This is a genomic window from Acinetobacter towneri DSM 14962 = CIP 107472 (genome assembly GCF_000368785.1).
In the GTDB taxonomy this organism is placed as follows: domain Bacteria; phylum Pseudomonadota; class Gammaproteobacteria; order Pseudomonadales; family Moraxellaceae; genus Acinetobacter; species Acinetobacter towneri.
The window spans coordinates 26,239-43,576 of the sequence record NZ_KB849689.1 but is presented as its reverse complement, the minus strand read 5'-3'; the positions used below and the strand labels follow the sequence as shown (position 1 = coordinate 43,576).

The 17,338-nt window shown below is 39.8% G+C and carries 11 protein-coding genes, 1 tRNA gene and 4 pseudogenes; 9 read left to right on the top strand and 7 right to left on the bottom strand.

Annotation, left to right across the window (positions count from 1 at the left end; all coding sequences use genetic code 11):
* Window positions 1–14 precede the first annotated feature (14 nt).
* The 3 genes and pseudogenes from tssC to F947_RS04530 form a co-directional block, all read right to left on the bottom strand.
* Window positions 15–1,495, bottom strand: a pseudogene (gene tssC, locus F947_RS04540) (type VI secretion system contractile sheath large subunit).
* Window positions 1,488–1,991, bottom strand: a complete 504-nt coding sequence (tssB, locus tag F947_RS04535) for a type VI secretion system contractile sheath small subunit (protein ID WP_004972705.1) — start codon at window positions 1,989–1,991, stop codon at window positions 1,488–1,490. The pseudogene tssC and the gene tssB overlap by 8 nt, the downstream one beginning before the upstream one ends.
* Before the next feature lie 15 nt (window positions 1,992–2,006).
* The gene (locus F947_RS04530; RefSeq protein WP_004972704.1) at window positions 2,007–2,672 is read right to left on the bottom strand and encodes a hypothetical protein; all 666 of its coding nucleotides are present in this window, start codon (window positions 2,670–2,672) and stop codon (window positions 2,007–2,009) included.
* A 439-nt stretch (window positions 2,673–3,111) separates the two neighbouring features.
* On the opposite strand from F947_RS04530, the pseudogene F947_RS14965 reads away from it, so the two are divergent.
* Both F947_RS14965 and F947_RS14960 read left to right on the top strand, forming a co-directional pair.
* Window positions 3,112–3,577 (top strand): annotated as a pseudogene (locus F947_RS14965) (type VI secretion system ATPase TssH); the annotation flags it as partial.
* Window positions 3,578–3,642: 65 nt separating this feature from the next.
* Window positions 3,643–4,275, top strand: a pseudogene (locus F947_RS14960) (AAA family ATPase); the annotation flags it as partial.
* A 7-nt stretch (window positions 4,276–4,282) separates the two neighbouring features.
* On the opposite strand, the gene F947_RS04520 reads toward F947_RS14960, so the two are convergent.
* Entirely contained in the window at window positions 4,283–5,161 is an 879-nt protein-coding gene (locus F947_RS04520) for an IS982-like element ISAba4 family transposase (RefSeq protein ID WP_004972700.1), read from the bottom strand.
* Window positions 5,162–5,254: 93 nt separating this feature from the next.
* Here F947_RS04520 and F947_RS04515 point away from each other — a divergent pair.
* From F947_RS04515 to F947_RS04490, 6 genes and pseudogenes are all read left to right on the top strand, one after another.
* Window positions 5,255–6,760, top strand: a pseudogene (locus tag F947_RS04515) (AAA family ATPase); the annotation flags it as partial.
* A 28-nt stretch (window positions 6,761–6,788) separates the two neighbouring features.
* Entirely contained in the window at window positions 6,789–7,880 is a 1,092-nt protein-coding gene (gene tssA / locus F947_RS04510) for a type VI secretion system protein TssA (protein ID WP_004972696.1), read from the top strand.
* Between the two features lie 10 nt (window positions 7,881–7,890).
* Window positions 7,891–9,255 (top strand): type VI secretion system baseplate subunit TssK, encoded by a 1,365-nt coding sequence (gene tssK / locus F947_RS04505; protein WP_004972694.1) that lies wholly within the window; start codon window positions 7,891–7,893, stop codon window positions 9,253–9,255.
* A 10-nt stretch (window positions 9,256–9,265) separates the two neighbouring features.
* Complete coding sequence (gene icmH, locus F947_RS04500; RefSeq protein WP_004972692.1) at window positions 9,266–10,066, top strand: type IVB secretion system protein IcmH/DotU; 801 nt, start codon at window positions 9,266–9,268, stop codon at window positions 10,064–10,066.
* Between the two features lie 10 nt (window positions 10,067–10,076).
* Window positions 10,077–10,643 carry a hypothetical protein gene (locus tag F947_RS04495; protein ID WP_004972690.1) on the top strand — a complete coding sequence of 189 codons (567 nt, stop codon included), beginning with the start codon at window positions 10,077–10,079 and terminating at the stop codon, window positions 10,641–10,643.
* Between the two features lie 3 nt (window positions 10,644–10,646).
* Window positions 10,647–11,597: a M15 family metallopeptidase gene (locus F947_RS04490; protein ID WP_004972687.1), complete on the top strand. Its 951-nt coding sequence runs from the start codon at window positions 10,647–10,649 to the stop codon at window positions 11,595–11,597.
* 142 nt (window positions 11,598–11,739) lie between these two features.
* Here the strand turns inward: F947_RS04490 and F947_RS04485 are convergent.
* Together F947_RS04485 and F947_RS04480 are read right to left on the bottom strand one after the other, a co-directional pair.
* Window positions 11,740–11,829: transfer RNA gene (locus F947_RS04485), tRNA-Ser, on the bottom strand.
* Window positions 11,830–11,958: 129 nt separating this feature from the next.
* Window positions 11,959–13,992, bottom strand: a complete 2,034-nt coding sequence (locus F947_RS04480; RefSeq protein ID WP_004972684.1) for an NADPH-dependent 2,4-dienoyl-CoA reductase — start codon at window positions 13,990–13,992, stop codon at window positions 11,959–11,961.
* Window positions 13,993–14,603: 611 nt separating this feature from the next.
* On the opposite strand from F947_RS04480, the gene argG reads away from it, so the two are divergent.
* The gene (argG, locus tag F947_RS04475; protein ID WP_004972682.1) at window positions 14,604–15,947 is read left to right on the top strand and encodes an argininosuccinate synthase; all 1,344 of its coding nucleotides are present in this window, start codon (window positions 14,604–14,606) and stop codon (window positions 15,945–15,947) included.
* Window positions 15,948–16,063: 116 nt separating this feature from the next.
* On the opposite strand, the gene F947_RS04470 is transcribed toward argG, so the two are convergent.
* Window positions 16,064–17,323 (bottom strand): GGDEF domain-containing protein, encoded by a 1,260-nt coding sequence (locus F947_RS04470; RefSeq protein WP_004972680.1) that lies wholly within the window; start codon window positions 17,321–17,323, stop codon window positions 16,064–16,066.
* Between the last annotated feature and the right edge of the window lie 15 nt (window positions 17,324–17,338).

Here is a 17,338-nt window from a genome sequence, read left to right as displayed (position 1 = left end):
TTATGATTAGGCTCTTAATGTGAGGACTGAGGTAATTCAGTCACGAGTCGCAAAGAAACAGACAACTCGTCTAGCTGGAAATGTGGTCTTAAAAACACCACAGACTTGTAATGACCCGGTTGAGCTGGATCTTCTACAACTTTTACAGATGCCTCTCGAAGCGGATATTGCGCTTTTGCTTCTTGAGATGCACCATCATCAAGCAAGACATACTGCGAAAGCCATTCATTTAAAAAGGCCTCCACATTGCCTGCAGATGCAAAACTTCCGACTTTGTCGCGCATCATGGCTTTTAAATAATGTGCGATACGTGACACCGCCATGATGTATTGAATTTGACTCGACAATGCAGAGTTCGCATTGGCTGTATCATTGTCATATTTTTTAGGTTTCTGTGCAGATTGCGCACCAAAAATGCTGCATAATCGGTATTTTTACAATGAACCAAAGGAATAAAACCTAGATCGCTGAGTTCTTTTTCACGGCGATCTGTAATGGCAATTTCAGTCGGGCATTTAAATACCACTTCACCATCTGAGGTTTTAAAGGTGTGTACAGGTAAGCCTTCTACCAAACCACCACCTTCAACCCCACGAATCGCAGCACACCAACCATGCATATCAAAAGCATTGGTTAAGCGCGTGCCAAAAGCATAAGCAGCATTCATCCATAAATAATCATCATGCTTTTCGCCAGACACATGTTCTATAAAATTAAAGCCTTCTGTGGCTGTGCCATCTTTGGGATGGTAAGGCAGGCGACCCAACACATGCGGCATAATTAATGCAACATAGCGTGAATCTTCACTCTCTCGAAATGAACGCCATTGCACATATTCAGCCGTTTCAAAGATTTTTGAAACATCACGCGGGCGGTCAATATCCGTGAATGATTCAAGTCCTAACATGCTCGGACTTGCAGCCGATACAAAAGGTGCGTGTGCCGCTGCAGCCACATGCGAAATTTGTTCCAATAAATACATATCTGACGGGGTACGATCAAACTCAAAATCGCCAATCAGTGCCGCATAAGGCGCTCCACCAAACGAGCCATATTCTTCTTCATAAATCTTTTTAAACAAAGTGCTTTGGTCAAAATCAGTTGCCCCCTGAAAATCTTTGACCAATTCTTTTTTTGTCGTATTTAACATACGAATTTTGATCATGCTATTCGAGGGTGTTTCTTGGCAAAAATAGTAAAGCCCCCGCCAAGTTGATTCAATTTTTTGAAACTGCGCATGCTGCATAATCTGGCTGAGCTGACTGGAAATTAATGCATCAATTTCGGCAATACGCTGATCAATAGACAGCGTCATATTCTCAGAAACAGTAATTGTTCCCGCCATGACTTCTTTTGCCAACTCACCAATCAAACTTTTGGCACGAATCTGCTCATCCGCATTACGCGCAATACGGCTTTGCTCAATAATTGAATCCAATAAACCTACCGATTCTACTTGCTGATTTGATGCAACTGCTGTTTGTAAATTATTCACGTTCAGCCTCTGCACTCAATTGACGAATTTGATCGGTATTGTTCAGCACTTCATCCAGTAAATCTTCTAAACGTTCGCTATTAGAAATTTTATTACGCAAATCCGTTAAACGCTCACGCGCTTCTAGCAACTTACGCAGCGGATCCACTTGTTGTACGACCTGTTCTGGACGAAAGTCTTCCATCGAGTTAAAAATGAGATCAACGGATAGTTTTCCACCTTCCGCAGTCAAGGTATTTTCCACTTGAAAAGCCGCACGCGGTGCTAAAGATTGCATCACTTCATCAATATTATCTAAATCGACATTAATGAATTTTTTGTCTTTTAATTTGGTCTTTTCTACTTCGGATGCCGCTGAAAAATCCCCCATTACTCCAACCACAAACGGTAATTCTTTAGATGCAATACCATCACCAACCTCAACATCATAAGTCAGCTGAACACGCGGTGGACGTATGCGTTGCAGTTTCTTCTGCACGCTTTCTTTTTTAGCCATGAGTGATTCCTTTGGTTATTTTTTTAAAGTCGCAAATGGATTTGTACTACTTGGTGCAACAGCAAGTTGAACCATTTTTACAGGTTGAGTTGTTACGGTTTTTTCTTTTTTTGGTGATTTTGCAGTCACTTTAGATATTTGCTTTTTAGGTTTAGGTTTAGGTTTAGGTTGCAGTGATTTTTTTGACGATTTCTTGACGTAACTAGAAGCCTCTTTTACCGCTAAAACAGGTGCAGGCTTTGCTTGTTCAATTGCATCGACCAAGTTTTTTGCTGCTGGATAAGTCTGTTCTTCACTTAAATAGCGAACTTCATTACGACGCATTTGCTCAATCGCTGAAGATGCCATTTGCGTACTTGCCATAAATTGCACATCCGTCAATGCAGTACTTTGAATATCTTGCTCGTGCAAATGACTGATCAACTGCAATGCTTTAAAATTCTGTCCAAGCTGCTGATGTTGCTGTGCGGCTTGAATGAGTAAATTATTTTTATTTTGACGATTTTTCTTGTCACAAATCTGCGCATAAATACCACGCAAAGCAAGGTCTGACTCCCCTTCCATCCACGGATATTGTTGGATACATTTCTTTTTAAGCTTCACTTCTGATGTATTTGCAACCACATGCTGATTGAAAGTAAAACCAGACAAAATTGTGATAAAAATAACGATTCTTTTCAAGACAACCTCTTATTTATTTGTTATTTGAACTAATTTCTAATCATTTTTATTAAAATGAGTTTCTCTTAATTTTTGTAATTCAACTGGAGTCAAAATTAACTTTTATTTTGATTATTTCCAGTTCAAATATAGTTATAAAATAATTTAGCGAGCGCATTTAACTAGAACATGAATAGATAAGTCAAGTCATACGTGAAAATTCAGTTAAGTATTCCAATATATTTTGTTGTGAGTGAATTACAACATTTAAAAATATTAAAATTTAGTTTGATTTTATTTTTTGATTTAAATATGATGCGGTTTCCCAAGACAGGAAAGCAATCGTTTTTGTCGCAAAAATAAAAGTAAAATATATTATTTTCAATAATTTAAATAAAAATAGAACGATTAGATTCATTTAAAACTAAAAATTTTCTTACGATAAAGTTAGAGCCAGATAATGAACAACCTAAAAATACTCATTACAAAACTTTCGCAACCGACTAAAACAGCATTAGAAAAATCTGTAAACTTTTGCATAAGTCAAAGTCATTATGAAGTCGAGATTGAACATCTTTTATGTGAATTATTAAAGGAACAATCCAAAACTGATCTTTCTATATTATTTGCTAAATATAAAATATCAAAATCCAAATTTATTGATGATTTAAATAACAGCCTTACAACACTGTCTAAAGGAAATACACGTACACCTATTTTCACAAAATCAATTATTCTTTTATTAGAACAAGCTTGGTTACTCGCTGCTGCAGATCAACAGCCGATTATTCGCAGTGGTCATTTAATCATTGCCTTATTAACTTCTGCCGATTTATATCAAGTGGCAATCCGTGCCTCAACTTTATTTGAAGCATTTCCCATTGATACCATGAAACATAAGTTTCTAGAAATTTGTGCTGAAAGCTGTGAAAATTTTAGCCAAACAAATCAAACATCATGTGCAGAAAACACGAATCAACTTCAAGCAAAAACATTAGCACCCAAAACCCCTGCATTGGATCAATACACCATCGACCTGACCCAAAAGGCACAAAATGGTGAGATTGATCCTGTCATTGGGCGTGAGTTTGAAATCCGTTTGCTGCTTGACATCTTAATGCGACGTCGTCAAAACAACCCAATTTTGACAGGTGAGCCAGGTGTTGGAAAAACAGCTGTTGTAGAAGGTTTGGCATTAAAAATTGCCCAAGGTTTGGTACCTGATGCCTTAAAAAATGTGCATCTGCATGCCTTAGATTTAGGTCTGTTACAGGCTGGTGCCAGTGTCAAAGGTGAGTTTGAAAGTCGCCTAAAGCAAGTGATTCAAGAAGTTCAATCTTCCTCTCATCCGATTATTTTATTTATTGACGAAGCACATACTTTAATTGGGGCAGGTGGTCAAGCAGGACAAAATGATGCCGCAAATTTACTGAAACCTGCCTTAGCACGCGGAGAATTAAGAACGATTGCCGCAACAACTTGGAGCGAATATAAGCAATATTTTGAAAAAGATGCTGCGCTTAGCCGTCGGTTTCAAGTTCTCAAAGTTGCTGAACCTACAGAAGCTGTCGCAATTGACATGCTACGTGCCATGATTCCAGTCATGCAAACACATTTTAATTTAACCCCAGTTACGGATAAGCTAAAGATTTAATCACATGAATTTTAGGCTTATTCTTTTGGCAAAGTTGATACGCACATAGTGAAGAAAATACGCCTGCTAAAAAACCAGCAATCGAACGATGTTTACTCGTAACTAAGTGATATTTTTCTTTCAATAATCCTATCAATGTTTCAATTCTTTTACGTTGTCGTAGATGAAATTCATCAGAAAATGGCAATAAGGTCACTCTCATATTTTTTCTTGGATAAGTAATTAAATCAATGCCTTGCTCTTTAAGTGTTTCTTTCAATGGTTGGCTAATGTAGCCTCTATCACCATAGACCGTTGCTGATAAGCCATTCACTAAATCCTCAACTTTTTTAAGATCAGCAATATGTCCGTTTGATAAATCTGAATTTACAATTTCACCCTCTTGATTCATCAGCAAGTGTAATTTGCAACCATAAAACCAGCCCATCGTACTTTTACCACGAGAACCAATCTCATCTAAAGCATGATGACCTTTAGGGATTCTTTTATTTTTACAAACAGGTAAAGGTGTTGAATCAATCCATAAATATGAACTTTCATCTTTTTGGCTCAACGCATAAAGCAAAGCATGAATAGCAAGTTGGTGCTGATTGATGAGGGTAATCAGGTTTTTATAACAAGGCAAGTCTTTAAAGAGTTTGCTTTCAAACTGACAAAGCAAGTTAAAAAACATCTTAAAATTATGTACTTGAGATGTTTTATAGTAGATGGAGATAGCCACAATTTCTGATAAAGATAGCGTTGCTTGTCTGATACGTTGACGTTTGTTTTCTTGCTTGAGAAATTGCCAATAGATGGGTTCAAATTTTTTGAAAAAATCATCAACAATACAAAAAATTTCTGTAAAATCGTACATGGTAGTTAGAGCCTTTGGGTTGTGTCGTAACTTTCTAAATGGCTCTAACTACCTTTTTTTCAAGGGCTTTTCTTATCCGTAATTCGGGTTAATTTACAAATTGATGATCAAGCCATTATCAGCGCAGTACAAGCATCTAATCGCTACATCAGTGGTCGTCAACTTCCAGACAAAGCCATTAGTGTTTTAGATACTGCTGCGGCACGAGTGGCTTTAACCCAAAATGCACAACCTGTTGTTTTGGATCACCTCAAAGCACAGTTACACAATCTACAATTAGAACAGCAGCTTATCACGCAAGAACATCAACAACTCCCGATTTATCAGGAACGATTATCACAACTCAAACAACAGCTCGTTCAGCTAGAACAAGAAATTGCCGATACTGAAAAACGGTGGCAACAAGAGTTGAATTTGGTTCAGCAGATTCAGCAGCTCAATACGCAAAACGCCTCAGATGTTCTGGATAAAGTTACGCAATTAAGAATCCATTTAGCTGAATTACAAGGTCAAAATCCTCTAGTTTTTGAACGTGTTAATGCACAGATCATCCATGAAATTATTTCTGATTGGACGGGTATTCCTGTTGGCGAAATGCTCAATGATGAAATCCAGAAAATTCTAAAGTTAAAGGTCAAACTGAGCCAACGTGTGATGGGACAGGAGTATGCCTTAACTCAATTGGTGCATGGGATTCAAACTGCCAAAGCAAAATTAGAAGACCCACAAAAGCCTCAAGGTGTTTTCTTATTAATTGGTCCAAGCGGTGTCGGTAAAACTGAAACAGCGCTCGCCCTCGCCCATGAACTCTATGGCGGTGAGCAACATCTCATCACTATTAATATGTCTGAATATCAGGAAGCACATACCGTTTCTACCTTAAAAGGCGCGCCACCAGGTTATGTCGGTTATGGGCAAGGCGGTGTCTTAACCGAAGCCGTGCGCCGCAACCCTTATAGTGTCGTGTTATTGGATGAAATTGAAAAAGCGCATCCCGATGTTCAAGAATTATTTTATCAAGTCTTTGATAAAGGCATGCTGGAAGATGGTGAAGGTCGCAGCATTGACTTTAAAAACACCACGATTTTTCTGACCTCAAATACAGGTTCGAGTGCAATAATGCAAGCCTGTTTAAATCAACCTGTAGAAAATTGGCCTACTGCAGAAAAGTTAATTGAGCATTTAAAAACAAGTCTATCTCAACAATTTAAACCTGCATTTATTGGGCGAATGCGCATCGTACCTTATTTTCCGCTGCACGATGATCTTTTGGTTCGTATTATTCAGCACAAACTCGAAAAAATTATTACGCGTATCGAACAACAGTATGCAATACAGGTTCAATATTCTGATGATGTGATTGAATTAATTTTGCAGCGTTGTACTGAAGTAGATAGTGGCGCACGCAATGTCGACCACATCTTGAACACTACCATTCTACCTACTTTAGCCACGCATATTTTAGTTGCTTTGGCAGAACAGCGCCTACCGAAGTTGATTTTGATGCATGTCGTCAATGATGAAATTCACTATCAACTAGATCCAGCAGAACCAACAACCAAACAAGCCTCCAATCCAGAACCTCAAGCTGCGGTTTAAAACTTTAAAATTGAGTTAATTTAGCTATATGGATATTTTATCTTTACTTGCACCTATTCAAGCACAATTGCCTTGTGGCGAAGATTATTGTTTTTCAAATGAATTTCATGCAATCAAACTCGCTAGAACTCAAGATGATAGTTTACTGGAACAAGGGGATTGGGTCACTGCCCCCAAACAGGCAGATTGGGACTTTGTTGCAAATACAGTAATACATTTACTGCAAACGAAGACTAAAGATATTCGTTTGCTGACTTGGCTTGCTGAAGCATGGGCGAACTTATCTGGTTTTGAAGGGATCAGTAAAAGTCTGGAACTCAGCCATCGCCTCATCGCGCAATATTGGATAACGCTCCATCCTGAAATTGAAGATGAAGATTTAGACCAACGAATTGGACTATTACAAGGACAGATCAATCAATTGCCCGTCTTGATTAAAAAAGTTCCCTTGGTCAATCAGGCGCCTTTTTATTGCCTACTCGACTATGACAATTTTCTTTATCAGGAAAACATGCTTCGTAAGCAAGGCGATGATAGCAGCGTGGATCATTCCGCGGAATTGGCTCATTTAGAACAAGCCGTATTGGAGCTAAATCCAGACATTCAGCGCCAAAACTATCAATATTTTACAGAGATTTTACAGCACTGGACGACCTTAAAGCAGGTGCTAGATCATGTGCTGGGTTTAGATGCGCCAAGTTTTGCTGCAATTGATTCAAGCTTCAATAGCATTCATCTTAGTCTGAAGAAAATTTATAAAGTAGCATCACTTGAACAAAGCCCAGTCACTGCACTTACAGAAGTGACAGCTTTATCGCCCTCTATTTCACCTCCAGTCAGCATTCAATCGTCTACTGCACAACAACTGTCATTTCAACCACAGCAACAGTCACACCTAGAAAATCGTGAACACGCCATGCAAATTCTGCAGGAAATTTCAGCATATTTTCAAAAAAATGAACCGCATAGTCCTGTCAGCTATTTACTGGAAAAAACCATTAAGTGGAGCCAAATGCCCTTGCATGAATGGCTAGCGCAGGTGATTAAGGATGAACATCCATTGAACATGCTACAAGACACGCTTGGCGTTCAATCCAACAATCAATACCAATCAGAATAAGTGAATCACCATGTTTAAAGCAGAAAAAATCCTTTGGGGTGAAGGCTTATTTTTACGTCCTCAGCATTTTCAAGTTCAAGATCGCTACCATGAACAGCGTTTGAATCACACCATCCGTGCCATGATTCCTCATGCCTATGGCATACAAAAATTAAAATTTGATGAAGCACAACTTGCAACACATATTCTTGCACTGCAAGAGGTACAAATGATTTGGCAAGATGGTGAAATTTACCATGCACCTGCACAAGACTTGCTACCTGCACCGTTGTTATTGGATGACCTGAATTTAAACACAGAGATGATGCTGTATCTAACTCTTCCGATTTTGCAGGCCAAGCAAAAAAATATAGCAGATGAAACACAGGCAATACCGAGTCGCTATCATAATTTTTTGCAGGAAACCCATGATTTATTTACCGATGCCAGCCCTGCTGAACTCAATTTTTTACATCGCCGCGCAGCATTTAAGTTATTAGAGTTGCATGTTCAGCCCAGTCAAAATCTGGATGGTTTTCTATACCTACCGATTGCGAAACTCAAACGCCATAGTTCAGGCAGTTTTGAGCTAGATTACCAATTTATTCCACCACTTTTGCATATTTCAGCTTCAGAAGTCTTAATCAATCACTTAAAACGTAGCCTAAACATCATTAAGGCGAAGATAAAAACCATTCAGGGCAATAATCGTGAAAATGAACAAAAACTGATTGAGTTCCGTTCAGGAGATATTGTTTCCTTTTGGCTAATCAATGTCTTAAATACAGCCTATGCCGAATTAAACCACCTATTACACTATCCACAGATTCATCCAGAACGCTTATTTTCAGAATTATTACGTCTAACTGGCTCATTACTGACGTTTTCAACTGCTTATAGTGTGGAGCATCTTCCACAATACCGACATTGCCAATTACAAGAGAGTTTTCAGCAGCTTGATCTCATCTTAAGAGATTTACTCGACACAATTATTTCCAATCGTTACTTCAGCATTGCACTGAAAGAAACCCGCCCATCATATTGGGTCGGTAGCCTTGAATCTGACAAGATTGACCGTGATACGCGACTGTATCTTGCAGTTTCTAGCAGCTCAATGCAAACCCATGAATTAATTCAAGTCGTGCCTTTACGTTTTAAAGTGGGCAGTACCTTTGATGTAGAGCAACGTGTCATTGCCGCACTACCCGCAGTTCAATTGCAGCATTTAGTCCAAGTGCCAAGTGCAATTCCAGTACGTTCTGGGGTCAGTTATTTTGAAATTGAATCACATCATGAGCTTTATCAACCAATGCTGGAATCCACAACAATTTGTGTGTATATGCCCGCAGGCTTCCAAGATATCAGCATCGAACTGATTGCAGTACTTAATCATTAAGAGAAAAATTATGACTCAACCCATCGGCATGCCCTCTTTATTTGATGATGAAGAAATTGGTTCAGACTTATCTCACCTGTCCTTACCAACAGCTCAAACCACCAGTTTAATTGACCTCTTACATGATGGCTTTTATTTAGTTTTTCTGCTGCGTAATCATTATATCCCTACCCATTCGAGTGAGTTTCGTGAAAAGATTCTGGATGTACTCAGTCATTTTGAGCAACAGGCAAAACGCTTACAATTTTCTGCCGATGATATTCACAACGCCAAATATGCCTTTTGCGCTCTGATGGATGAAACCATTGCCACACAACAAGATAATGCCTATTTTGACTTGCAAAATACATGGCTCATCAGTCCTTTACAATTGAGTCTGTTTGGTTCGCAATTGGCAGGCTATCGTTTTTTTGAAATTTTGGAACAGTTGCGTAGTCGCGGTAAAGAACATTTAGCAGCATTAGAAGTATTGCATTACTGCCTGTTACTGGGTTTTCAAGGGAAATATCGACTGGAATCGGTGGAAAATTTAAATCATCTTGTTGCCCGTGTTGGCGATGAAATTGATTATCTCAAAGGGAAAAAAGCGGCATTTTCTCCATTTGCTGCCATTCCAGATCAAATTAAGCATCTGATTCATCATGAATTACCTTTTTTCTGGATTTTAATTTGCCTCTGCATGTTTACGGTACTGACTTTCGCTGGCTTAACATTCATGCTTTCTCAACAGAGCCAGAATGCCTTAAGTCCCTATCAAAATGTGATTTCGATACCTGTAGAAGAAGCACATATCACAATTCATTTACCCTAGTGGATGATGTATGGCACAGGAAAAAAAGACTTCTTTACGCATCTTACAACATAAGAAAAAGACCTTAGCTTCTCGCTTTTATGTACTGATCGGTTTTATTGCAGGTTTGATTGTTTCTACCCTGATTTTCTTATTATGGGTGAACAACTTTAATGGCTCTAATCTACAGACCTCGCCAATATTAGATGAATCAGAAAAGAAACAAATGCATCCATCAATCACGGTTCATGCTCCATGGGTTGATGAGGTTGTAACAGATGATCATGAAACTTCTTTATTAAGTGAAGATCATCATTTCATTCAGCCGAAGGACAAGGATTTAAATAAATTCTTTGAGCGCCCGACATCCAACAACACACCATCAAACGGCGCTCCAACGCCGCCTGCACAGCAAGTTGCTCCCTTTGAAAATACCGCACAGCATCCAGTAAAGCGCATCACGAAAGTTGAAAAAATTAATCCAGCAACAACGAAATCCACAACATCGACACAATCAGAAGCTGAAACAGCAACGCCTGAAGCAACACTAAAAATTACGGTGACACAAAGACCATTGGCTATAGATGAAGATCAATAACCTATGATTTTTGTGATTTTTTTCTGCTTTGTTGCTATTGCACTCGGATTAATGCTGCTCATGTCTTATGAGATACAGCATACATGCAGGCAGCGTTTACGGTCTTTATTGCCACAAAGTAAAACTAAAATAATCAATTTTTTGCACGTTATTCATCATTTATATCAGGCTGCTTCACCCAACAAACTACAATCACATTGGTATGTGCAGCAATGGTGGATTTTAATTGCGGGGCTAATTTTATTGACCAGTGTTCTGACTTTTGCTTTTACCCAACCCATTCATTCCACACGAATTGAAGCTGAATATTTAAAAGAAACTGACCCACAAATTTATGCTTTACTTCAGGGAGAAATGCTCAGTCCTCCCCCAGAAGAAGATGCTATTTTGATTCAAGATGCAATCATAGAAACGACTCAGCTTGAACAAAGCTATCAAGCACAACATTCCGCCGAGGGCAGCGTGGATGCTGCTCGTATTGAAACGCCCGTTTTTCATAGCCATGCACATTTAGATTCTGCTTTACTGGATCGTAAATGGGACAAAATCAACCCACGCTATAAGCAACGTCTGCTGATGGTATTTAAAATTATGCGAGAACAACACGGTTATGAACTGGTCTTACTTGAAGGTTATCGTAGTCCAAGTCGTCAGAATATGTTGTCGACTAATCCAAATACTACACGCGCCAAAGGCTATCAGAGTTATCATCAGTTTGGTTTAGCTGCCGATATTGCTTTTAAACGTAATGGTAAAATTGTTATTTCGGAACGTGATCCTTGGGCAATGCGTGGCTATCAACTGTATGGTGAGGTGGCTGAATCGGTAGGTTTGACTTGGGGTGGTCGCTGGAAATCAATCCAAGATTATGGTCATACTGAATACCGTATGCCTGGTTTAAAAAAGACCAAAGAAATGGCTGAACAGTTAATTGCAGAGGGTCAATTGCGATAGTTGAGGGGTTGTAAAAACAAAAGCAACTCAATTTTCAGCCTCTATACCAAGTTAATCATATTTAACTTTTTCAGATATAGGTCATAAGTGAAATAACAAGACATAAAAAAGACCCTTGAAAATCAAGGGTCTTTTAAAAATTTGGCGGAAGCGGTGAGATTCGAACTCACGGAGGACTCGCGCCCTCGTCGGTTTTCAAGACCGGTGCATTAAACCGCTCTGCCACGCTTCCATGTGGGCCATGATACGAAGCTTTTGATTTGATGACAAGTAAAAAATACCACTCAAGCACTCAAGTGAATATTGTTTCACCAAATCAGCGCTAAAGTTCATCAAAACAACAGCATAGCCACCTCACTTTTTAAAGTTTAGCAGCCAATTCAGCCCCTTCACGAATCGCACGTTTTGCATCTAACTCTGCAGCAAGCTTTGCACCACCAATAATATGATAGTTAGCCAAAGTATTTTCATCTGCCGCAGGCATTAAATCTTTAACCGACTCCTGCCCTGCACAGACTACAATGCTATCTACACGTAACAATTGGTCTTGACCTGCCATTTCAATCCACAAGCCTTCATTGCTGATGGCTTTATATTGCACACCACGTAGCATACGCACCGCATGTTTTTTCAACTGTGCACGATGTACCCATCCTGAAGTTTTACCCAAACCTGCACCTAAAGCTGTCGTCTTACGTTGCAATAAATAAATTTCACGGACTGGGGGATGAACTTCTGGAGCAAGCATACCACCTTCAGTCACATAGTTAGGATTCGGATCGACTCCCCACTCACGCTGCCAATCTGCCAAAGGCTGCGGTTGTGGCTGATGTTCAGGTTTCAGTAAAAACTCCGACACATCAAAACCGATACCGCCTGCACCAATCACAGCGACTTTTTGTCCAACAGGTGCACCACGTAATACTTCTGCATAAGACAATACTTGCGGTGCATCGCTGCCTTCAATTTTTAAAGCACGTGGTACTACACCTGTTGCAATGACCACTTCATCAAAACCTTCACGTTCGAGTTGCTCGCGGTTGACTTTGGTATTTAAACGCAAATCGACCCCAGTTTTTTCAATTTGCACTTTAAAGTAGCGAATGGTTTCGTGAAATTCTTCTTTGCCCGGCACGACTTTTGCCAAGTTGAATTGACCGCCCACTTCGTTGCTGGCTTCAAATAAAGTCACATGGTGCCCACGACTAGCAGCAACTGTAGCAGCAGACATTCCCGCAACACCACCACCGACAACTGCAATACGCTTCGGTTGCTTGGTTTTTTCATAGACCAATTCAGTTTCATAGGCTGCACGCGGATTGACCAAACAAGTCGCACGCTGATTTTTAAAGGTATGATCTAAACACGCTTGGTTACAGGCAATACAGGTGTTAATTTCATTGACACGATTGGTCGCAGTTTTATTGACCCAAAACGCATCTGCCAACAATGGTCGTGCCATTTGAATCATATCAGCTTTACCCGCTGCCAATATTTCTTCTGCAGTATCAGGCATATTAATACGGTTGGATGCAATTACAGGAATCTCAACGTGTTTTTTCACTTCTGCGGTGTAATCAACAAAAGCTGCGCGTGGCACAGAAGTCACGATGGTTGGAATGCGCGCTTCATGCCAGCCAATCCCTGTATTGAGCAAGTTCACACCCGCATGCTCTAAGGCTTTGGCAACGGTAATCACTTCGTGCATGGTATTGCCATCGTGGACTAAATCCAGCATCGACAAGCGGAAGCAGATAATAAATTTTTCACCCACTTCGGCGCGAATGGCTTTGACTACTTCTAAAGCAAAACGCATACGGTTTTCAATCGTACCGCCCCATTGGTCTTCACGCTGATTCACATGACGGCTTAAAAACTGATTCAGTAAATAGCCTTCCGAACCCATAATTTCGACACCATCGTAGCCTGCCATTTTGGCTAAACTAGCTGTTTTCGCATAATCTTCAATGGTATTTAAAATTTGTCTTTCACTCATTTTACGTGGTTTAAATGGTGAAATTGGAGATTTAATCGGACTTGCAGACACCACAAATGGTTGATAACCATAGCGTCCTGAATGCAGAATTTGCATTAAAATTTTCGCACCATGCTTATGTACGGCATGTGTCACTAATCGATGTGGTGCAACATCGCCCAATGTATTCATAGTACCGCCCGCAGGCAATAACCAGCCTTGACGGTTAGGTGAAATACCACCTGTAATAATTAAACCCACGCCACCTTTGGCACGTTCGCCAAAATAAGCAGCCAGTTTTGGATAATTATAAAAACGATCTTCCAAACCCGTGTGCATTGAACCCATCACGACACGGTTTTTAATGGTGGTAAATCCTAAATGTAATGGTTTTAGAATATTTGCATAGCGAGTTGTCATGATGAGTCCTTATATAATGAGCTTTGCAACTTATTGCATGAATACTTTAACCGATTTTTATAAACTGTTTATGACTCTAAAGTTCGACTGTGTGGCGCAAACGTCAATTTATAGGGTCTGTTGACACTTCTTCTATGTTTGCGACGTGAGAGATATATCTCGCAAGGTTTTTTAGCTGATATAAGGCATGAGGCAGGAAATTTAGTCATTCTAAATGACTGACTCATAACGCAATAGCAGCAAAAAATATGCTTGTCCCCTTGCGCAGCAAACAAAGCAGTGCTTTGTTCTTGCTCATGTGGCTAAAACTTTCTCAGATTGCGTTATGAAACTTGGCAATAGACCCTAACTATTCTTGATATAAACTTGATATAAAACCGCCCAAAAGTAAAAGTGATTTTATTCTGCACCATCCCAATTGCAGGTTTTGATCTTCAACATCTATACCAAGTTTGCCATTTCTAAATGAAAATTTAAGCCTGAACCTGATTTTTTTATCAAATGCGCTTTTTTAACGAAAACAAGCATTTTAAAGAGTGCTATAATTTGCAGTTTAGAATTCTCCTTGGCCACCAAATGTGGTGCCTATTTTAAAAAAGTTAGGACTAGCAATGACTGATAATGCAACTATCTTGCAGAATGTACCAGTAGGCAAAAAAGTCGGTATCGCCTTTTCTGGTGGTCTAGATACTTCAGCTGCTTTATTGTGGATGAAGCAAAAAGGCGCTGAACCATATGCGTATACCGCAAACTTGGGTCAGCCAGATGAAGATGACTATGATGCCATTCCAAAGAAAGCCGAAGAATACGGTGCGGTAAAAGCAGTCTTGGTTGACTGCCGTATGCAGTTGGCTTTGGAAGGTATTGCTGCCATCCAATGTGGTGCATTCCATATCAGCACAGGCGGTATACCTTACTTTAACACCACCCCGCTTGGTCGTGCAGTAACAGGTACAATGCTAGTGACTGCCATGAAAGAAGATGACGTAAACATCTGGGGTGATGGTTCAACCTATAAAGGTAACGATATTGAGCGTTTCTATCGTTATGGTTTATTGACTAATCCTGCGCTTAAAATTTATAAGCCGTGGTTAGACCAAACCTTTATTGATGAATTAGGCGGTCGTGCGGAAATGTCACAATTCCTTATCGACAATGGTTTTGACTATAAAATGTCAAAAGAAAAAGCTTATTCAACTGACTCAAACATGCTAGGTGCAACACACGAAGCGAAAGACCTTGAGTACCTAGATGCTGGCATCAAAATCGTTGATCCAATCATGGGCGTGGCGTTCTGGAAAGATGACGTTGAAGTTAAAGCCGAAGAAGTGTCGGTTACCTTTGAAGAAGGTATGCCAGTTGCATTAAACGGTCAGCGTTTTGAAAACCCTGTTGAGTTGATTCTTGAAGCGAACCGTATTGGTGGTCGTCATGGTTTGGGGATGTCTGACCAAATCGAAAACCGTATTATTGAAGCAAAATCTCGCGGTATTTATGAAGCACCAGGCATGGCGTTATTGCACATTGCTTATGAGCGTTTGGTTACGGGTATTCACAACGAAGATACGATTGAACAATACCGCATTAACGGTTTACGTTTAGGTCGTTTATTGTATCAAGGTCGTTGGTTCGATTCTCAAGCGTTAATGTTACGTGAAACTGCGCAGCGTTGGGTGGCTAAAGCAATTACTGGTACAGTGACTTTAGAATTACGTCGTGGTAATGACTATACCATTATGAACACTGAATCTCCGAACCTCACTTATGAAGCTGAGCGTTTAACTATGGAGAAAGGTGATTCAATGTTTACGCCAATGGATCGTATTGGTCAGTTAACTATGCGTAACCTAGACATTACCGATACACGCGCTAAATTGGGTCTTTATACCAATTCTGGCTTATTGTCGATTGGTTCAGGTTCTGCAGTGCCACAATTGAAAGACAAAAACAAATAATCACTTGGTGATGATTTTGTGAAATCGAAAGCCGCTCAAATTGAGCGGCTTTTTTATGTTTGTTTAAACATGAGGACTAAACAATTCATACTAAATGAAAGCTGCAATAGAAAAATTTACAGCACTTCTTCCACCTGCAAAGTGTGGTAATAAATTTGATTACGCCCCAACTGTTTCGCACGGTACAAGGCTTGGTCTGCACGTTGTAAGAAATCGCTTTTAAAAATGTCCGCCTCACCTTTATAGACGGTAAAGCCCAAACTGATGGTGACATTACTGTCAACCAAAGATTGACTATGTGGAATCGCTAAACGCTCAACCGCTTTAAAAATATTGGAAGCCACAGCATACGCACCATGCGCATCGGTTTCTGGCAATAACACCACAAATTCTTCACCACCATAACGCGCAACAAAATCCATGTGACGAATTGAGTCTTTAATGGATTTGGCAATCGCTGAAATGACTTCATCTCCCTTTTGATGCCCATAATGATCGTTATATTTTTTAAAAAAATCGACATCGATAAAGAGTAAAGACAATGGCACTTCATCATGCCGTGCCTGTTCGAAATAGCTGTCCAGCATTTCATCAAAAGTACGTCTGTTGGATACTTTAGTCAGCGCGTCATGCTGACTTAAATGCAACAATTCTTCAGCATGAATACGGTTAATTTTTTCACTAAGTCGGGCTTGGTGCATGACCAAAAAAATCATCCGCTCACGGGTACACAGCATTTTACTGATTAAAAAACCCACTACCGTACTGCCAACCAACACCCGCCCCATCACCATCACATCAATTGGAATATACAAGGTTAATAGCATAATCATGGCAACCACAGCCGCCATTAATCCAGTCAGCAGCATGTGAAACGGCTTCACCCCCGTCAGTACAAAACCCATAATATAAATCATGCTGATGATCATCATGGCTTGGTGTCTAAACACTTCGGTATTCACCGTCATGGTCAGCCAGGTCATCGACACAATGGCCCAAAAAATCATAGCCATGGCGGCATAGGCATAATACGGGCGCAAAATTTTATAATGGGCAAAAAAGAACAGGGTCAGTAAGCAAAACGCGCCATTGACCAAGCCTAGTAAAGAGTGGATAAAATCGTGTTTAAAAAAATTACGATCAATAATCCAATAATCCCCAGTAATCATCAGCACGGTGATAATAAAGTAGATGAGTACGCCCGACCAAAAATATTGGTTAATGTTGTGCCGAGCTTGTTCAAGATGCTGTTGCCAAAACTCAACTTCCAGTTGTTTCGGAAAAACCTGCCCCGCACGTTTACGTTGACGTTTAATCAACTCTTCATTTTTTTCTTTGTCGTACTGTAGCTTGGCTAACTTATATTTGTATTCCATGGATGCTTTAAATTC

Bases quoted from the DNA above. Each gene is read 5' to 3' on its own strand.
- tssB (WP_004972705.1), bottom strand. From the start codon at position 1,991: ATGGCTAAAAAAGAAAGCGTGCAGAAGAAACTGCAACGCATACGTCCA.
- F947_RS04520 (WP_004972700.1), bottom strand. From the start codon at position 5,161: ATGTACGATTTTACAGAAATTTTTTGTATTGTTGATGATTTTTTCAAA.
- tssA (WP_004972696.1), top strand. From the start codon at position 6,789: ATGGATATTTTATCTTTACTTGCACCTATTCAAGCACAATTGCCTTGT.
- tssK (WP_004972694.1), top strand. From the start codon at position 7,891: ATGTTTAAAGCAGAAAAAATCCTTTGGGGTGAAGGCTTATTTTTACGT.
- icmH (WP_004972692.1), top strand. From the start codon at position 9,266: ATGACTCAACCCATCGGCATGCCCTCTTTATTTGATGATGAAGAAATT.
- F947_RS04495 (WP_004972690.1), top strand. From the start codon at position 10,077: ATGGCACAGGAAAAAAAGACTTCTTTACGCATCTTACAACATAAGAAA.
- F947_RS04490 (WP_004972687.1), top strand. From the start codon at position 10,647: ATGATTTTTGTGATTTTTTTCTGCTTTGTTGCTATTGCACTCGGATTA.
- F947_RS04480 (WP_004972684.1), bottom strand. From the start codon at position 13,992: ATGACAACTCGCTATGCAAATATTCTAAAACCATTACATTTAGGATTT.
- argG (WP_004972682.1), top strand. From the start codon at position 14,604: ATGACTGATAATGCAACTATCTTGCAGAATGTACCAGTAGGCAAAAAA.
- F947_RS04470 (WP_004972680.1), bottom strand. From the start codon at position 17,323: ATGGAATACAAATATAAGTTAGCCAAGCTACAGTACGACAAAGAAAAA.